Annotated in this window: 14 protein-coding genes; 8 read left to right on the forward strand and 6 right to left on the reverse strand. The window is 39.6% G+C overall.

All coding sequences use genetic code 11. The features are described from left to right. Positions 1-112: 112 nt before the first annotated feature. The 3 genes from hpf to rpsU all read right to left on the reverse strand — a co-directional run bounded on the left by hpf (position 113) and on the right by rpsU (position 1,573). Complete coding sequence (hpf, locus tag QX565_RS16445; RefSeq protein WP_002558088.1) at positions 113-412, reverse strand: ribosome hibernation-promoting factor, HPF/YfiA family; 300 nt, start codon at positions 410-412, stop codon at positions 113-115. A gap of 14 nt (positions 413-426) precedes the next feature. Next, entirely contained in the window at positions 427-1,308 is an 882-nt protein-coding gene (gene xerC, locus QX565_RS16450; RefSeq protein WP_002558089.1) for a tyrosine recombinase XerC, read from the reverse strand. A 73-nt stretch (positions 1,309-1,381) separates the two neighbouring features. After that, positions 1,382-1,573 (reverse strand): 30S ribosomal protein S21, encoded by a 192-nt coding sequence (gene rpsU / locus QX565_RS16455; protein WP_002558090.1) that lies wholly within the window; start codon positions 1,571-1,573, stop codon positions 1,382-1,384. Positions 1,574-1,763: 190 nt separating this feature from the next. On the opposite strand from rpsU, the gene QX565_RS16460 reads away from it, so the two are divergent. Next, complete coding sequence (locus QX565_RS16460) at positions 1,764-3,545, forward strand: aminopeptidase P family protein (protein WP_289293546.1); 1,782 nt, start codon at positions 1,764-1,766, stop codon at positions 3,543-3,545. Between the two features lie 15 nt (positions 3,546-3,560). After that, positions 3,561-4,082, forward strand: a complete 522-nt coding sequence (locus QX565_RS16465; RefSeq protein ID WP_221651123.1) for a gamma carbonic anhydrase family protein — start codon at positions 3,561-3,563, stop codon at positions 4,080-4,082. Positions 4,083-4,212: 130 nt separating this feature from the next. On the opposite strand, the gene QX565_RS16470 is transcribed toward QX565_RS16465, so the two are convergent. Together QX565_RS16470 and gltX are read right to left on the reverse strand one after the other, a co-directional pair. Then, positions 4,213-5,433, reverse strand: coding sequence for a 3-deoxy-D-manno-octulosonic acid transferase (locus QX565_RS16470; protein ID WP_002558093.1), 1,221 nt, complete (start codon positions 5,431-5,433; stop codon positions 4,213-4,215). 17 nt (positions 5,434-5,450) lie between these two features. Beyond that, complete coding sequence (gene gltX, locus QX565_RS16475) at positions 5,451-6,968, reverse strand: glutamate--tRNA ligase (RefSeq protein WP_002558094.1); 1,518 nt, start codon at positions 6,966-6,968, stop codon at positions 5,451-5,453. A gap of 94 nt (positions 6,969-7,062) precedes the next feature. Between gltX and QX565_RS16480 the strand changes: the two genes are divergently transcribed. From QX565_RS16480 to QX565_RS16490, 3 genes are all read left to right on the forward strand, one after another. After that, positions 7,063-9,123, forward strand: a complete 2,061-nt coding sequence (locus tag QX565_RS16480) for an HD family phosphohydrolase (protein ID WP_002558095.1) — start codon at positions 7,063-7,065, stop codon at positions 9,121-9,123. Next, entirely contained in the window at positions 9,120-9,896 is a 777-nt protein-coding gene (locus tag QX565_RS16485) for a hypothetical protein (RefSeq protein ID WP_221651122.1), read from the forward strand. The genes QX565_RS16480 and QX565_RS16485 overlap by 4 nt, the downstream gene beginning before the upstream one ends. A 720-nt stretch (positions 9,897-10,616) precedes the next feature. Next, the gene (locus QX565_RS16490) at positions 10,617-14,480 is read left to right on the forward strand and encodes a glycoside hydrolase family 31 family protein (protein WP_289293549.1); all 3,864 of its coding nucleotides are present in this window, start codon (positions 10,617-10,619) and stop codon (positions 14,478-14,480) included. Between the two features lie 103 nt (positions 14,481-14,583). On the opposite strand, the gene QX565_RS16495 is transcribed toward QX565_RS16490, so the two are convergent. After that, a complete protein-coding gene (locus tag QX565_RS16495) occupies positions 14,584-15,126 on the reverse strand; it encodes an RNA polymerase sigma-70 factor (protein ID WP_251234312.1) in 543 nt (180 codons plus the stop codon). Between the two features lie 124 nt (positions 15,127-15,250). On the opposite strand from QX565_RS16495, the gene QX565_RS16500 reads away from it, so the two are divergent. From QX565_RS16500 to QX565_RS16510, 3 genes are all read left to right on the forward strand, one after another. Beyond that, complete coding sequence (locus tag QX565_RS16500; RefSeq protein ID WP_289293551.1) at positions 15,251-16,285, forward strand: FecR family protein; 1,035 nt, start codon at positions 15,251-15,253, stop codon at positions 16,283-16,285. 96 nt (positions 16,286-16,381) lie between these two features. Continuing rightward, positions 16,382-18,715 carry a M60 family metallopeptidase gene (locus QX565_RS16505; protein WP_221649219.1) on the forward strand — a complete coding sequence of 778 codons (2,334 nt, stop codon included), beginning with the start codon at positions 16,382-16,384 and terminating at the stop codon, positions 18,713-18,715. A gap of 25 nt (positions 18,716-18,740) precedes the next feature. Continuing rightward, positions 18,741-19,910: a discoidin domain-containing protein gene (locus QX565_RS16510; RefSeq protein WP_289293552.1), complete on the forward strand. Its 1,170-nt coding sequence runs from the start codon at positions 18,741-18,743 to the stop codon at positions 19,908-19,910. The last annotated feature ends 89 nt before the right edge of the window (positions 19,911-19,999 follow it).

Here is a 19,999-nt window from a genome sequence, read left to right on the forward strand (position 1 = left end):
ACTGAGCTAAAGAGGCAACTACTCAAAAAATGCAACCGTCACGTTCTAACGCGAGCGAAACGGCTGCAAATTTAGTTATTTATTTCTTTCCCGCAAAACTTTTGCGAACTTTTTATTTACTACGTTGTTTTTCCTTGTATTTAACCAGTTGTTTTCCGAGAGCTTCCACACTCACATCAATAGCCTCTTCAAATGTGTCGCAAATTTTACTCGCATAAAACTCCCCATTTGGAACAAGCACTTTTACTCCGGCTTCCTTATTTTCTGCCGTTTCTGGTTTTACTACCTTTAATGACACCTCTACTTTCTTTATATCTTCGTAATATTTCTCCAACTTAGACACTTTCTTCTGAATGAAAGCCTGCAATTGTTCTGTTGCATCAAAGTGAATCGATTGAATTCTAATTTCCATACTTACCTCCTTTTTTAAGCCCGTGGATGGGCTTGTTTATACACTTTTTTAAGTTCTTCAAAAGTAGTGTGCGTATAAATTTCAGTAGTAGCCAAACTACTATGACCAAGAAGTTCTTTAACTGCACCCAACTCCGCTTCATTATTCAGCATCGTTGTTGCAAAAGTATGCCTTAACACATGAGGACTTCTCTTTTTAAGCGTCACCACCTTTGACAGGTTCCGTTTCACTAAATTATAGACCAGATTTTTATAAAGTCGTTCGCCATTCTCTTTTACAAAAAAAGCATCTGACATTTTTTGAATCTGCCCGTTTCGCATATCAACATATTTACGCATTTCTTCCTTCAGTTCTTCACCAAAAGGAATCAAGCGTTGTTTATTTCTCTTTCCCGTCACTTTCAAAAGAGAAGCTGAAAAATCCACATCCACATCATCAAGACCAATCAATTCTGAAAGCCTCATACCAGTAGCATAAAACATTTCAATAATCAAATGATCCCGACATCCTTTAAATCCTTCGCCAAAATCCGTTTCATCCAACAACTTGTTCATTTCATTCTCTTTCAAAAAAGAAGGAAGAGGCTTTTTATTTTTTGGACCTGTTATTTTTCGTAATGGATCCACCGTTACCTCACCTCGCTTTAAAAGAAACTTATAGAACGACCGGAGCGAACTTAGTTTACGATTTACAGAAGTCGAAGTATACCCCTTATCCATCAACGAAACAATCCATTCACGAATAAGTTCAGGTTTTACTTCTACTGGATTAAACTCTCCAATCTCATCCTGAGCGAACTCCTTTAGTTGAGAAATATCTTCACCGTAAGCTAAAACGGTTTTTTCAGAATAATTCCGCTCATACCGGAGATAATCAAGAAAAGAGTCTGTCAACATACCATCGCTACATCTATAATTTTGCAACGAATGTATGAAAAGAAATCAATAATTCAAAGGAAATTACGAATTATTAATCTTCTACTTGCTGAAGTTGCTGAACGTAAACGGCACGCTCTTTCTTAAGTCTTTTAGTTACAGATGGTTTATCAAACTGCTGTCTGCTTCTTAATTCTTTAACGATACCGGTTTTTTCAAATTTTCTCTTAAACTTCTTCAGCGCTTTTTCAATGTTTTCGCCTTCTTTTACAGGTACTACAATCATTTTATTACTATTAAATATGTTATGGTTTAAAATTTCCGCAGTTAAATTGCGCCGCAAAATTACACATACTTTCTTTATTCACAAAACTTTCGGCAATTATTTCTCAAAATCAGTGCATATGCATCTCCTTACAAGCTATTTCCGAAGAAAAATACTACCTTTGGAGGAAACTTATAATACCTATATTTATATGAAGCAAACGATTAACGAACGCATACAAGCACTGCGGTTGATACTCAAAAGTAAATCAATCAGTGCCTTCATTATTCCAAGTACCGATCCGCATCTCAGTGAATATGTAGCTCCACACTGGAAAATACGGGAATGGATTTCCGGTTTCACCGGCTCAGCCGGAACAGTAGTTATACTGGAAGATAAAGCCGGACTGTGGACAGACTCCCGATATTTTTTGCAGGCTACACAGCAATTGGAGGGTACAGACATCACTTTATACAAAGAGATGTTGCCGGAAACACCCACAATTACAGACTTTTTATGCCAGAATATTAAACCCGGAGAAACTATAGGTATCGATGGCAAAATGTTCTCAGTGGAACAGGTAGAACAAATGAGAAGAAAATTTGAGGTAGAGAATATCCATTTAGAAACTTGTGGTGATTTACCAGGAGAAATATGGAAAGAACGCCCGGACATGCCCAGTACACCAGCTTTCATATACAGACTCAAATATGCAGGAAAAAGTTGTCAGGAAAAAATTGAAGCAATCCGGACTAATTTAAAAAAACAAGGAACAGATGGACTATTTCTTTCAAGTCTAGACGAAATAGCCTGGACACTAAACCTCAGAGGAAGCGATGTACATTGTAACCCGGTAATCATAAGTTATTTATTGATTACACAAAACAATATTACTTATTTCATCTCACCGGAGAAAATAACCAAAGAGGTAGAAAATTACCTGAAAGAACAACAGGTAAGTATACAACCTTACAATGAAGTCGAGAATTATCTGAGAAAACTTAATATAAAAAACCTGCTACTTAATCCGTCCAAAACAAACTATGCCATCTATTCGGCAGTAAATCCGGCTTGTAATATCGTTTATGCCGAGTCACCCGTAACATTACTGAAAGCAGTCCGCAACGAACAGGAAATTGCCGGGGTTCATGCTGCAATGCAACGAGATGGAGTAGCATTGGTACGTTTTCTTAAATGGCTGGAAGAAGTAGTGCCTTCAGGACTGGAAACAGAACTCAGCATAGACAAAAAGTTACATGAATGCCGTGCTGCTCAAGCACTTTATATGGGTGAAAGTTTTGATACTATCGCCGGATACAAAGAACACGGAGCAATCGTACATTATTCGGCAACACCGGAGACAGATGCGACCTTACTTCCGAAAGGCTTTTTACTTTTGGATTCGGGCGCGCAGTATCTGGACGGCACAACGGATATTACCCGTACCATTGCTTTAGGTGAGTTAACTGAGGAAGAAAAGACTGACTATACATTGATACTCAAAGGTCATATAGCACTTGCTATGGCTAAGTTTCCTACAGGAACGCGCGGAGCCCAACTGGATGTTTTGGCACGAATGCCGATATGGCAACATAAAATGAACTTTCTGCACGGTACCGGCCATGGTGTAGGCCACTTCCTCAGCGTACACGAAGGTCCGCAAAGTATTCGCATGAATGAAAACCCTGTCATTCTCCAGCCTGGCATGGTGACATCCAACGAACCAGGAGTATACAAAGCCGGAAGTCATGGTATCCGCACAGAAAATCTGACACTGGTACGCAAGGCAGGCGAAGGAATGTTTGGCGATTATCTGGAATTTGAAACAATCACCCTCTGCCCTATTTGCAAGAAGGGAATCATCAAAGAGATGCTAACCGCCGAGGAGGTGTCATGGTTGAATGCATATCATCAAAAGGTGTACGAAAAACTATCACCCGATTTAAACGAAGAAGAAAAGAAATGGTTGCAGGAAGCAACAGCAGCAATTTAATAATTATAGAGAAATATGGCTTTAATAAAATCAGTTAGAGGATTTACCCCTGAAATAGGCGAGAACTGCTTTCTCGCTGATAATGCTGTGATCATCGGCGACGTAAAAATGGGATGTGACTGTAGTATATGGTTCAGCACCGTGTTGCGCGGTGATGTAAATTCTATCCGTATAGGTAATGGAGTGAACATACAGGATGGAAGTGTATTACATACCTTATATGAAAAATCGACCATCGAAATAGGCGATCACGTTTCAGTAGGCCATAATGTAACTATTCACGGAGCTACTGTAAAGGACTATGCCTTGATAGGAATGGGCTCTACCCTACTCGATCACGCTGTAATTGGTGAAGGTGCCATTGTAGCAGCAGGTTCATTAGTACTAAGCAATACCATTATTGAACCTGGGAGTATATGGGGAGGTGTACCTGCTAAGTTTATAAAAAAGGTAGATCCGGAGCAAGCAAAAGAGCTGAATCAAAAAATAGCTCACAACTATCTGATGTACTCTTCCTGGTATAAGGAAAAAGAATAAAAAAAGTGAGAGATAACCCGGAAAAAGTTATCTCTCATTTTTTATATATACTAACTTAGAACCTGTTTAAATTTTCCTCATAAAAGTTTTTATCCAGTTTGTTTTGAGCAAAATCTAAGCAGACTCTTACCTAAAAGTTAATCATATGTAGTATCCGATCGGTTGCCCCGGCATTACTTGTAACGTAATATCCGGCATTGGCTCCGGTTTCGCGTAGGAAAACCTCGTCGGAAAGCATCTTGTCCAACAGACTTTGCAACTCTTCATAATTCTTGATAGAGTAAGCACCCTTTGCTTCCAATAATTGCACAGCCTCCATAAATTTCTGATATTTAGGGCCAAACACTACAGGAATACCATAAACAGCTGCTTCCAGTGTATTATGGATACCTACTCCAAAACCACCTCCAATATAGGCAATCTCTCCATAACGATAAATAGACGACAACAATCCATAGCAGTCGATTAACAGGCAGTCCGCTTTCAACACATTCTTTTCGTCGGCACGAGTATAACGTACATACGGACGTTTCAACTTACTGATAATTTCTACCAAATGATTTTCATCAATAACGTGTGGAGCAATAATAAGCTTCATTTCCGGATGGCTATTGAAATATTCCAAAAACAGATCCTCGTCAGGCCCCCAAGAACTTCCGGCGACAAAAGTCAAAGACTGCCCCTTAAACATCTTGACCAATGGCAGATCTTTAGCCTCTTCACGTATTTGCAACACACGGTCAAAACGAGTATCACCTACTACTGTCACACGTGTAATACCTATCTTTGACAAATAACGTTTCGAAGTTTCATTCTGCACAAACAGATGATCGAAGTCTTTCAGCACATTACGATACGTTCCACCATACCATTTGAAAAAGATCTGATCCCGGCGAAAAATAGAAGAAACACTATATACCGGAATACGGCGTTTATGCATTTCATCCAGATAGTTCTTCCAGAATTCATATTTTATAAAAAATGCCATACAGGGATTCACGATATCCAAAAACTTCTTCACATTACGAGGTTTATCGAATGGTAAGTAGCAAACGATATCCGCTCCCCGGTAGTTCTTACGAACTTCATATCCTGAAGGAGAAAAGAAGGTAAGAAGTATCTTATAATCCGGATATTTTTCCCTGATTTTTTCAATAAGAGGCCGTCCCTGTTCAAACTCACCCAAAGATGCAGCATGAAACCAGATATAACGGGCATCCTTCTCCACCTGCTGACGGAGAAGTTCATACACCACCCAATGGCCTTTCATCATTTTTCGGGGTTTCCGACTAAATGGGGCGGCCAGATGGACTACAATGTCGTAAATGACTATTGCCAGATCGTAGAGCATATCGCGTATGTATTGTATTACTTCAGAACCTCTACAGCGCGTTTCATACGAGCCACAGTTTCTTCCTTACCCAATACCCAGGAAATATCGAACATATGCGGACCTTTGCCTTCTCCAACCAATGTCAGACGGAATGCATTCATAATATTACCGGTATGATACTCCTTTTCCGCAATCCAGTCCATCACAATTTTCTCTTGTCCTTCGATGCTGAAATCATCAATACCAGCCAACACTTCTGCCAACTCGGTCATACACTTAGCAGAATCTTCCTTCCAGCGCTTTTTCACCGTCTTTTCGTCATATTCTGCAGGTGCAACAAAGAAAAAGCTGCAAACATCCCATAACTCACGCACAAAACTTACACGGTCTTTCATCATACCTACCACAGTCACCACCTTTTCAAAGGGAGCTTCCACACCATGCTCTTTCAAGATAGGAATAAAGAGCTCAGCTATTTCCTCATTGGATTTCTGTTGAATATACTGATGATTGAACCAGATGCCTTTTTTATAGTCAAATTTAGCACCCGACTTACTGCAACGATGCAAATCAAAAAGCCGGATTAGTTCATCCATTGACATCACTTCCTGATCATTACCAGGATTCCATCCCAGCAAAGCAAGGAAATTAATCACTGCTTCGGGCAAATAACCGGCTTCACGATAACCAGATGACACCTCGCCTGTCTTTGGGTCGTGCCATTCGAGCGGGAATACCGGAAAGCCAAGACGATCACCGTCACGTTTACTCAATTTACCATTACCTTCAGGTTTAAGCAACAAAGGCAGGTGAGCAAATGCAGGCATTGTATCTTCCCAGCCGAAAGCACGGTAAAGTAATACGTGCAAAGGCGCAGAAGGCAACCATTCTTCACCACGGATCACATGAGAAACTTCCATCAAATGGTCGTCCACGATGTTTGCCAGATGATAAGTGGGGAGTTCATCGGCCGATTTATAAAGTACTTTATCATCCAGAATAGATGAATTAATAATCACTTCACCCCGGATGAGATCATTAACATGCACATCCTCATTGGGTTCTATTTTAAAACGGACCACGTATTGTTTGCCTTCAGCAATCAACGCATCCACTTCATCTTTTGAAAGAGTCAATGAGTTACGCATCATCCCCCGTGTAGAGGCGTCATATTGAAAATTTGCTATTTCAGCACGCTTAGCATCCAATTCTTCGGGAGTATCAAAAGCAATATAGGCCTTGCCATTGTCTAGCAGTACTTTTACATACTTCTTGTATATTTCGCGGCGTTCAGATTGGCGGTATGGACCATGCTCTCCTCCAAAACTCACTCCTTCATCAAAATGAATTCCAAGCCATTTGAAAGATTCAAGGATATATTCTTCTGCACCGGGTACAAAACGGTTTGAATCAGTATCTTCAATGCGGAAAATCATATCCCCTCCATGCTGACGAGCAAAGAGATAATTATACAAAGCTGTACGCACACCACCGATGTGCAATGCTCCCGTAGGACTCGGAGCAAAGCGAACTCTTACTTTTCTTTCTGCCATAATTTGCGTTAGTATAGGTAAATCGTGGCAAAATTAAACTTTTTTTTCCACACGATTGTTTTTTTTTGTACTTTTCGCAAAAAATTCAAAGGATATGAATCATCTCAAGAAAAAAAACAGCTTCTCCTACAGAGATTTATTATACAAAGCACTGATATTTGTAGCTACGGTAACAGTTATTGTATACTTCCTACCCCGTGATAACAAATTCAACTATCAGTTTGACACTAACAAACCTTGGAGATATGGGCAGTTGATAGCTACATTCGGCTTTCCCATTTACAAAGATGATGCAGTAGTAAAACGAGAACAAGACAGTCTGCTTGCCTCCTTTCAACCTTATTATCAATTAAATAAGGATGTAGAAAAAGATGCACTCATCAAATTAAAAGAGAATTATCAGAATCATCTTAAAGGAATTCTACCTTCCTATGATTATATCCGCTATATTGAACGAACGTTGAAAGATATTTATACTGCCGGCATTGTTTCGACAGAAGATGCTCAGAAACTGGATAAAGACAGCACAACAGCCATAATGAAAATAGATGATAAAATGGCTGAATCACAACTTACTGCCAATCTCTATACCTTAAAGGAAGCATATGAACATCTGCTTTCTGCCGATACAGCCCATTACAGCCGGGACATCCTACGCCAATGCGCTCTCAACGAATATATATCTCCCAACCTGACTTATGACCAGAAACGTACACAAACGGTAAAAGAAGACATTCTGGACAACTACTCATGGACCAGTGGAGTGGTAGTGAGCGGACAGAAAATCATTGACCGTGGTGAAATTGTCAGTCCGAAAACATACAGCATATTAGAGTCTCTCCGGAAAGAGTCGATTAAACGGAGTGAATCGCTGGGGCAGAAGCAACTTATACTGGTAGGTCAAATACTCTTTGTCAGTATTCTCACTCTTTGCTTTATGCTTTATCTGGAGCTCTTCCGGAAAGACTACTATCAACGAAAAGGCAGTTTATCACTACTATTCATATTAATTGTATTCTACAGCGTAATCACTGCACTAATGGTGACGCATAGTATATTTAATGTGTATATCCTGCCATATGCCATGCTCCCCATTATCATACGGGTATTTCTCGATTCCCGAACCGCTTTTCTGACGCATGTCATTACGATACTGATTTGTTCGATAGCATTGCGGTTTCCTCATGAATTTATATTAACACAGCTGGCAGCAGGCCTGGTGGCTATCTTCAGTTTGCGGGAACTTTCACAGAGGTCTCAACTGTTCCGAACTGCTCTCCTGGTAATACTCACTTATGCAGCCGTTTACTTTGCATTTGAACTGATAACAGAAAATGACCTCGCAAAGTTAAACGTAAGAATGTATACCTATTTTATTATTAATGGCATTTTATTATTATTTGCCTATCCATTATTGTTCCTCCTGGAAAAAACATTCGGATTCACCTCTAATGTAACTCTGGTGGAACTATCAAATATCAACAATGACCTGCTCCGCCAAATGTCCGAAACAGTGCCCGGTACATTCCAGCACTCTATGCAAGTAGCCAATCTTGCCGCAGAGGCAGCCATCCGCATTGGAGCTAAAAGCCAGTTGGTACGTACCGGTGCCTTATATCACGACATCGGCAAAATGGAAAATCCGGCATTCTTCACCGAAAATCAATCCGGAGGAATCAACCCACACAAAAATCTGAATTACGAACAGAGTGCACAAGTCGTCATCAATCATGTAACGGATGGCCTTAAACTGGCAGAGAAATACAACCTTCCAAAAGTTATAAAAGATTTTATCAGCACTCATCACGGACGAGGTAAAACAAGATTCTTCTACATATCCTGGAAAAACGAACATCCCGGTGAAGAACCTGATGACGAAAAGTTCACCTATCCGGGCCCTAATCCTTTCTCCAAAGAAACTGCCATACTGATGATGGCGGATGCTGTAGAAGCAGCCTCACGTAGTTTGCCCGAATACACAGAAGAAAGTATCAGTAACCTGGTAGAAAAGATAATCGATTCTCAGATTGAGGAGGGATATTTCAAAGAATGCCCCATCACTTTCAAGGATATTGCAACTGTAAAAGCTGTATTCAAAGAAAAATTGAAAACGATTTACCACACACGTATCAGTTATCCGGAATTAAAAAAATGAAAATGACATCAAAGGAACAAAAACAGGCCGAAAGACTGTTGCAACGCAACGGTGTAGGACTTCATGATATCGGGAGTTTTAGTTTTATGAAACGATATTATCAGATGCCACGTAAAAGTAACCTGATATCAAAAGACAAATATGGTGCCGGAGTACTCACTTTACACTTGAATAAAGGTACAACGAAAGTAATCTATCTTCCTTTATATCGCCATCCAACAGCCATTATCCACTATTTGTTATCCCAGGGGATACCCTTCGATAACTATAAACCGGGAAAAAGAGAAGCAGGAATAACCATTCCTGAAAAGAAATACTGCCGTTCGTCTTTGTATCTCCTTTATTTTACCTCTTTATTTATTGTATTTGCTATATTAGGATGTAAGATGATTGTATCGGGCATATTATGGGGAATTATTCCGGGAATACTCTCCCTTACTCTCAGTGCTTTTCTGCTGTATGCACTACTCACCCGCTTTGGATATCTGACGCTCAATAATGATAACCTCACAGTACATAGCATCGGACGAACCGTGACTTTTCCTTATAATAGCCTGCGGAAAGTAAATTTTGATTATGCCCGTGAACGAACTTTCACATACAATATGGAGGTATTGGACCAAGGCTATAACTATTATCTATATTATATAGGAAGGGTTCCGCGTAGAAAACTGAAAGAAATTACAGAACATTTGCTTCAGGCTGGTATTGATGCTACCTGCTACATAGAGACAGATAAACGTTACTACCAGGATGACTATAGCAAACATTAGTTCTCGGAATGAGTATTCATATAAATAGCACATTGAAATTTGTAAATATTAAGAAACAGCGAATAAACTGAGAAATCTAAATGTAATTCTTAAAACCAAGAAAAAAACGCTACAATCAGACTCACTCACAAAACACTGTACATCAATATGTTATATAAATATTTTTTTTCTCGTAGACAAATGAAGCGTTCCTCTACGAGTTTCGACTCGTTTGTCGTAGAGAAACGCCCCTTTCCTCTACGAGCAACGGATTGAATAATCATAAGAATTTACATAGACTTACAAAGAGCCACTAGGTTTTCACAGAATATTGTAATAGAAAATCAACCAATATTATAAGTTTGATATTCAATGCGGCTTCCTGCATGATAAGAATGTACACTTTTACATAACAAGAGTGTACATTCTTGCTATGCAAAGGTGTACATTCTTGTATAACCAAAACGTACACTTTCATAAGCACTGATTATCAATGAATTAAAAAACAATTCATCATAAAGTGATAAGAAGTTTAGCTTTAAAATAAACCATGAACGACAAGTTGACCATACTGCAAAAATAACACAAGAATTGTATACAAAAGAAAAACACACGCAGAATAGTTTTCAAAAATAAAATAGAGCATTACTTTTGCAACATCTAATTTTCTATATTTTCTTATTCTGTATTTTAGTAGAAAACAATAAAATACAGAAACTTAATTTAATACACAAAACGATCATGAAAAAAACGTTTCGAGGTATGAGACAGAGTAGAGTAGTCCTTCTGGCTCTAACGATTTCATTAAGTCATGCACCAATCACAATGCATGCTCTATGTGAAAAAACAAACTTTCCCCAAGTAGTATCCCACCCTCAGCCAGCCATCATGGGTGCACGAATGATCAATCCTACTACCGTAGAGGTCTTGTATTCTGACACAACACTGCTGAGTTTTGATTTTTATGGAACCAACATTTTCCGTATGTTTCAGGATAATTCCGGAGGTATCATCCGCGATCCTCAAGCAAGCCCGGAAGCACAGATCTTAGTTAACACTCCCCGAAAGCAAGCAGGACAAATAACATTGAACGATAAAAACGGGATCATTGACATTGCTACCAATCGCGTCCGGATATCCATAGACAAGCAGACGGGATTATTCAAAATAATAAACCTTATAGAGAACAAAGTAATAACAGAAACCACAACACCGATAGAGTTTTCCGGAAAGCATACCAAACTTTCATTGAAAGAGAATCCTGAAGAATATTTTTATGGCGGCGGGGTACAAAACGGACGATTTTCACATAAAGGAAAGGTTATTGCCATCGAAAATACGAATAACTGGACAGATGGTGGAGTGGCTTCACCAACCCCCTACTACTGGTCGACAAACGGATACGGAGTAATGTGGCATACATTCAAAAAAGGTAAATACGATTTTGGTGCCACACAAAAGGGCATCGTACAACTATCTCATGATACGGACTATCTGGATTTATTTTTCATGATAAATAGTACTCCGGTAGCTTTATTGAACGATTTTTACCAGTTGACCGGCAACCCGGTTCTGTTACCCAAATTCGGATTTTATGAAGGTCATCTGAATGCCTACAATCGCGACTATTGGAAAGAAGACGAAAAGGGGATTCTTTTTGAGGATGGCAAAAAATATAAAGAAAGCCAAAAAGACAATGGAGGTATTAAAGAATCATTGAATGGTGAGAAAAACAATTATCAATTCTCGGCCCGTGCTGTCATCGACCGTTATAATGCATATGATATGCCACTGGGATGGGTTCTCCCCAATGATGGCTATGGTGCAGGATACGGACAAACCGGAACATTGGATGGAAACATCCGGAATTTAAAAGAGTTCGGTGATTATGCACGCAAACATGGAGTGGAAATTGGCTTGTGGACACAATCTGATTTACACCCCAAAGCAGGTATCGAGGCCCTCCTGCAACGTGATATTGTAAAAGAGGTGCGCGATGCCGGTGTACGTGTACTGAAAACCGATGTCGCATGGGTAGGTGCAGGTTACTCATTCGGACTAAATGGTGTAGCAGATGTAGGTACCATCATGCCTTATTATGGCAACAATGCCCGCCCCTTCATTATTTCACTGGACGGCTGGGCAGGTACCCAGCGCTATGCCGGTATATGGTCAGGTGACCAGACCGGCGGTGAATGGGAGTATATCCGTTTTCACATCCCGACTTATATAGGTTCCGGTCTTTCGGGACAACCTAACATTTGTTCGGATATGGATGGTATATTCGGAGGGAAAAATGTACCGGTCAATATACGCGATTTCCAATGGAAAACTTTCACTCCAATGCAATTGAACATGGATGGATGGGGAGCTAATCCCAAATATCCACATATCTTGGGCGAACCGGCAGCTTCTATCAACCGCTGGTATCTGAAAATGAAATCCGAATTTATGCCTTATGCCTATAGTATCGCCAAAGAAGCGGTAGATGGCAAACCAATGATTCGGGCTATGTTTCTTGAATATCCCAACAAATATACTTTGGGAACAGCTACCCGTTATCAATTTATGTATGGCCCATCCGTACTGGTAGCCCCCGTTTATCAAAATACAAAAGCAGATGAAGAAGGTAACGATGTACGAAATGGTATTTATCTTCCGGAAGGAAACTGGATCGATTATTTTACAGGAGAACAATATGCAGGAGATTGCATTATTAACAATTTCGACACTCCGCTTTGGAAGCTTCCGGTTTTCATCAAACAAGGAGCAATTCTGCCAATGACACCCCCCCACAACAATGTGAACCAAACAGATAAGCACTTACGAATATACGATTTGTATCCTTACGGAAACAGTTCGTTCACCGAATACGACGATGACGGTACTACCGAAGCTTATCGCAACGGAGCAGCAACTGCAACACTGATAACTTCAAATGTAGACAAGGACAAAGTTAAAGTTACCATTGCCCCCACTACTGGTAGTTTTCCGGAAATGGAGAAAGAGAAAGTAACCGTATTGAGAATAAACGTAACCGCGAAACCTCAAAAAATAACAGCCAGACAAGGAAACAAAAAGGTGAAGTTAGTCGAGGTTACCTCCTCAAATAGTTTCGATAAAGGAGAGAATGTATATTACTACGAAACTGAACCAAATATGAACTCGTTTGCAACTCCCGGAACAAGTTTTGCCAATAAAACCATCATCAAAAATCCGGTTTTGCACATCAAACTGGCTTCTACCGATATTACACTAAATCCCATAGAAGTAGAAGTTAAGGGATTTGTATACCAGCCAGCGAATCGCTATCTGCAATCCACAGGTACACTCACAGCCCCCAAAATACAAATAACAGAACCGCATACAGGACCTTATTCACTTACTCCTTCATGGGATAGAGTAGAAAATGCCGATTATTACGAGATAGCATATAACGGCATGAACTACACTACCATCCGGGATACGGAACTGTTGTTTGAGGATCTGACTCCCGAAACAACGTACGAATTCAAGCTACGTGCTGTAAACAAGGACGGAAAATCAGACTGGAGTACAGTTACAGCTACCACAAAATCCAACCCACTGGAATTTGCCATTACAGGTATCCAGGCCGAAACGACTTGTGAGAACCAAAGAAGACAAGGAATTGACAGAATGTTCAATTTTGATGAATCTGACCTTTGGCATACCAAATGGCAAAGTAGTGCCGTTCCATTCGAACTCATCATGGATTTAAGAAGCATCAACGTATTAGATAAATTCGAATACCTGCCTCGCCAGAATGGAGGTAACGGAACCCTACAGAAAGGTATTGTATATTACAGCAGGGATAAAGTCGACTGGCAGGAGGCCGGAGCATTTGAATGGCAAGGTAATGATGTAAAAGCATTTATCTTCAAAGACCAGCCTGTAGCCCGATATATAAAAATTGCAGTCAGCGAAGCCGTGGGTAATTTCGGTTCCGGACGCGAATTGTATGTATTCAAAGTTCCCGGTTCCGAAAGCTACATCCCAGGTGATATAAACCTGGATGGAAAACTGGATGAAAATGATCTGACATCCTATATGAACTATACCGGCCTGCGTAAAGGAGATGCCGACTTCGACTATGTCAGTAAAGGAGACCTGAACAACAACGGATTAATCGATGCATACGATATCTCCGCAGTAGCCATTGAGTTGGAAGACGGAGTAAGCAGACAGGCTACTCCTCCGGTTGCAGGCAATCTGAGTATCCGGACTACCAAACAAGCCTATCATGCAGGTGAAATTATGGAGGTCATCGTGAAAGGAATCAATTTACAATCTGTAAATGCTCTTAGTTTTGCATTGCCTTACGATACAAAAGATTGGGAATTTGTTGCAGTAGAAACTCCCAATATGAAAGAAATGAAAAACCTTACTTACGACCGGTTACACACCAACGGGACAAAAGCACTTTATCCCACTTTTGTCAACTTGGGAGAGAAGCCTTACCTGGAAGGAAATGAAGAGTTAATCATTTTAAAGTTCAAAGCCAAACGACCTGTAAAGTTCAATCTGAAAGCTGAGGATGGAATATTAGTAGACAAGAATATGAATGTTATAAAGGTTGATTTTTAAAATAGAAACTATCCCCTTTTAAAAAACGGTTGCATTTGAATAAAGTGCAACCGTTTTTTGAGGTCTAAATATCAATAGTACTTTGGTCCGAATGCCAGCGGCACTAAAACAGGTAATAATATTGTTCTCCCAAAAACTCGCGGATACGCTTAAGAGCCTTGGTTATCTGAGCTTCTACTGTCTTCACGGATATATTCATTTCATCGGCTATTTCCTGATTAGTCAACTTCTCTTCACGGCTCTTCACAAAGATCTCATGACATCTGCCAGGTAAAGATAAAACAGCCTCTTCTATCAATTTACTTAATTCCTCCATCTCCAATGGATTGTTCATATCCGCCTGGGGAATCTCGCTTCCACTTATATCATCTATCGCCAGCGTACTCTTACGATCTCGCAGGGCGTTCAAACAACGATTTCGGGCAGCCTGAAACAAATATCCTTTAAAAGTCAGCTTAATTTCAATCTTCTCCCTATTTTCCCAGAGATACATAAAAATATCAATTGCTATCTCTTCTGCATCCTGTTTATTATCCAGATAGATATACATGAAACGGCACAATGCTTCAAAATAAGTGTCAAACAGCAGTTTAAACGCCTGTCTGTCACCAGATTTCAGTAATCGTAACAGAAATATATCGTTCATAATAAAGGAGAGTTGGATTTGGTTTACAAACATACAAAAAAATAATTTTAAAAAAAAAGTATTTGTGAGTAAGGGTATGTTCGGATTCTTGTGTCATTATATTGTAAACAGCTAAAAACGGTATATGAAAAGGAACATCCCATGGGATTTAATTATCTCTAAATTAAAAGGCGAATTAACTGCCAGTGACGAACAACTCTTTGAAAAATGGTTGTCTGTTGCAGAACATAAAGGACTTTTTGAAGAACTTCAGGAAGTCTGGAAGCAGGTACGCGCCAAAGCTGTTGGTTATACGGTCGATACAGATTCATGCTGGAATGAATTAATGCGCCGTATGAATGAAAAAGAACAAACAGAGTCCTTGAACAAACCCAAAAATGAAGGTAATAAAACTACTGATAACAAGCATAAAGCTATAATTTTCATGCGTAAGTATGTAGCCGCAGCTTGTATTCTGGCCGTTTTATTTGCATCTGCCTCTTTTTATTTCGGCATAAAAGTAGGACGCCCGGAAGTAGCTCAACAAACTTATACCAATTGGGGAGGGAAATCAAAAATCGTGTTGCCTGACGGAACAACTGCCTGGGCCCATTCCAAAACATCATTAAGCTATAATACCAACTTTAAGGTAAAAGAAAGAGTGGTAAATGTAACCGGGGAAGCCTATTTTGATGTAACTCACGATAAAAACAATCCCTTTATCGTACAAATGGACGGTGTTAGAGTTGTGGTGCATGGAACTAAATTTAATGTGGAGGCTTTTCCCGAGTCAGATAACATCTATGTCAGTTTACAAAAAGGGTCTGTTTCTTTAGAAACGGCAAAAGAGCAACGAATGTTACGTCCCGGTGAAATAGCAACTTATAATAAGCGCAATCAAGGAATACAAATTGAAAAAGGGAATGTAAATCTAGCGGTTTCCTGGGCTAATGATCAGATCATATTCCGGAATAAAAATTTAGAAGAGATTTCCCTATTTCTTTCAAAATGGTATAATGTGAAAATCAACCTTTCGCCTAAAATAAAAGATCAGTTCAGATACACATTTACGTTACGTCATGAACCTTTGGAAGAGATCTTGCGAATAATGTCACGTATACATCCGATAGAGTATTCGTTTGACGAAGAAAATGTAGTAACTATCGACAAGAAAAAATAATTCATTAATAAATTAACCGATTGCCGAAAAGGCCTAACTCGAGTAAAGCCTTAAACGACAAGCCATTAATTAACCTTTTTAATCTTTTAAAAAACGATGACTGACATTTATAAGAAAAAATGTAGGCTTTGTTCATTAGGTATATGGAACATAGCTTTGGTATTGTTTGTACTCTTATTCACATCTTGTAAGGATGATGACACAGATCCGGGACGTGAAGGTTGGATAAGAGTCTTACCTCTCGAATTAAATATCCCGGCCAGTGGAGGAAATCAGGATGTTTATCTTGTAGTTACGGACGATGTAGTTTTAACTGACATACAATATTCTGTTGTAGGTGAAGGTAAAGATTGGTGCTATCCGGAAATAAAAGATAATCTACTGAAAGTTACCATTGAACCTAACTACTATGAAGAACCACGCGCTACAGTTATCGCCCTTACTTACGGAGATCTAAGAAGAGAAATCCCTGTTAGTCAGGCAGCTTCTACCGGTTCAGAAGACATTAAAATCAAGGTAAGTGCAGCAGAGGCTACCACCGAAGAAGTCGTTGAAGAGCCACGTGGCATTATAAATACATTCGACGGTGACTATAGCAGTTACTTCAATTCTAAATTCGGTGCATATACCAATTGGCCATTCCTCATCACCTATACATTGGAAGATTGTACGGTATTGAATTACATTATTTATCATCCCCGTACCGATAACGGTACTAAATACGGAGCATTCAACGACTTTGAAATTTGGGTATCTACAGAAGAAAATCCTGAATTTGTGAAAGTAAAAGAATGCACAATGGAGACAAATTACACGACTGCTACCATACTAAATCTGGATGAGCCAGTAAAGAATGTGAAACAAGTACGATTTGTCATCAATGCCGCTCATAATAACCGCATCAGTTGTGCTGAAATGGAATTCTTCCGCGTAAGTGCAAACAAATATGATTATACCAAGGTATTTACTGATAATACTTGTTCGGAATTGCGTGAAGGTATTACCGAGACTGATATCAGAAAAATGCCGGGCGAAACATATAAAAAACTGGCAACTGCTTTGTTGAATGGTTCATACAACCCGGAATACAGAGTCGCCGAATATCGCCCGTATCAGAATCCATCTGTAATGGCAGCTGTAAATAAAACATCTACTTATAGTTTGCGTGATAATCCTACTGGTATCTATGTAGAACAAGGTGAAGAACTAACAGTACTTGTTGGTGATACAAAAGGTCAGAATATCTCTATGGTGGTACAAGATTTGACATTAGGTTATAATAGTAGCAAATCTTATGCATTAAAAGAAGGACAAAATACAGTAAAAGTATTATCCGGCGGTTTGATTTATATCCAGAATCTGACAGACGAAAAAATCCCATTGGTATTGGAAACAGAAGCAGACAAACAGGCTGCTGCTGCCAAAACAGTGAAGATTCACTTTCCATTCGCTAAAGTAAACGGTTATTTTAATGCACAGACCGGAACACAAGCCGAATTTGAAGAAGTATTGCGCAATGCCAAATATCAGGATATCGATGTCTTGGGCAAATATGTACACATTACCTGGACAGTGAACGATTACAAAGAAGCCAATACACCGATCCTGGAAGTAATGGAGCTGATGGATGAAGTCGTTCGTCTGGAATGGGATTTCATGGGACTGTTCAAATACAATAAACTATTTGGTAACCGCATGTACCTGCATGTGGAATACAACAGCAAGAATCCATATTCAGCAGCCAACCATACAGCCTACCTGCCAAGCTACAAAGGAGTATTCTGTACCACTACAGAATTGAAAAGCCGTGTTTGGGTATTAGGTCATGAGATTGGCCATAGTAACCAGACTCGTCCGGGATTGAAATGGACAGGTACTACTGAAGTCACCAATAATATCTATGCCAATTACGTCAGAGGTGCATTCGGAAAAGGCTCCAGATTAATGGATCAAGATAAGCCGGGTATGACCGTTTACGAAGAAGCCATTCAACGTATTATTGAAGCTGAACAGCCCCACTGCCTGGACAATGCATCTGATGAATATTACGTAAAACTGGTACCTTTCTGGCAATTGAAGCTTTACATCATGGATGTATTGGGACAAGAAGACTTCTATCGCGATTTGTATGAACATTATCGCACAACCCCGGATCTGGATACTTCAGTTGATACACAAGGTATCTTGCAATTAGACTTTGTTCGTCAGGTATGCAACAGAGCCAAAGTAGACTTCCTGGATTTCTTTGAAAAATGGGGGTTCCTCCGTCCCGTGGATAAAACGTTCAATGATTACGGTAACAAGAACTTCACAGTAACCCAGAAACAAATCGACGACCTGAAAGCGGAAATCCGGGCAAAGGGTTACAATAAAGCACCGGAAAATTTATACCTGATTACTGATGAGAACTTTGAATCGTATAAAAAATAAAATCTGAATCAAATTTTTTATAATAATGAAAACATTGAGATATATAACTAATAAATTGGCATTGGTGCTGACAGGAGTCTTACTCCTGTCAGGCATGGCAGCCTGCGATGACAAAGATGACAACACAGGTATAAAAGTGAACCGCATGATGGTAACGGATGTACCGGATGAAGTAATTTCTTTGATAGAAGGCGACACTTGGAATACGAAAGTCACTACATTGCCCGAAGGCGCGATAGATGCTGATGAATATACATACCGATACACTACCGGAAACGACAAGGTATTCACCGTTGATGAAAATGGCGTGATTACTGCTACCGGAATAGGTGAATCCGTGCTAACCGTATGGTCTGTTAACAATACAGATATGTGGACTACTTGCCTTGTAAAAGTGGAAAAACGTATTTATCCGGTTACCTCCATCACCATTCCCGAGAAGTATCAAAAGTACTATATGGGCGTGGAATCTACTTTCAATCTAGGTGGTATAGTGACTGTAAACCCAGACAATGCAACTACTCCTGATGTAGTTTATTCATCTTCCGACGCCATGATTGCAGAAGTAAATGAGTATGGCGAAGTGTATACCAAAGCTTTAGGAAATGTTACAATCACTGTAAAAGCCGTAGATGGAAGCAATGTAAGCGCAACTTGTGAGATTTATGTACGTGATATTGATCACTCAAACTTACTGGATCGCGCCAACTGGACTGTGACTACCTCTCATGACTATTTTGCTGACGGAGTAATAAATGGCGCTCCCGAATGTTTGATCGATGACGACGAAAAGAGTTGTCTGGCATTGGTTAAACCAGGAAAGCTTACAATAGGTAAAGATGAATCGGTTTTCTTTGTAATCGACATGCAGACTCCGCAAAACTTCGACTTCTTTGTATTACGTCACCGTACTTATCAAAATACAACCGCTAACCTCCGTGTTACAAAAGTATCTGTTTATGGAAGTAATGACGGAGAAAACTATACGGAAGTTATAAAAGAAGCTCTGATAGCCACTGCAGCTACAATTAGTAGTGTAACTGTCGATCTACCGGAAAATGTAAGTTACCGTTACTTCAAATTAACTTACGATGGATGGAGTAATAGCGGTAATACAATCCAAATCTCAGATTTCAATATTGGTAATAAGAAATTTATGGACTATACTCCCGAAGACCATTCACCTGAAAAATAACCTCGGAAGGAAAATCCCCCTCCAGTGAACTTCAAGGGTGGTGTCAACCCATTGCCCACCCTTGAATATTCAATCAATGATTAAGGGAA

It is taken from the genome of Bacteroides sp. 41_26 (assembly GCF_949740115.1).
Classification (GTDB): Bacteria; Bacteroidota; Bacteroidia; order Bacteroidales; family Bacteroidaceae; genus Bacteroides; species Bacteroides nordii.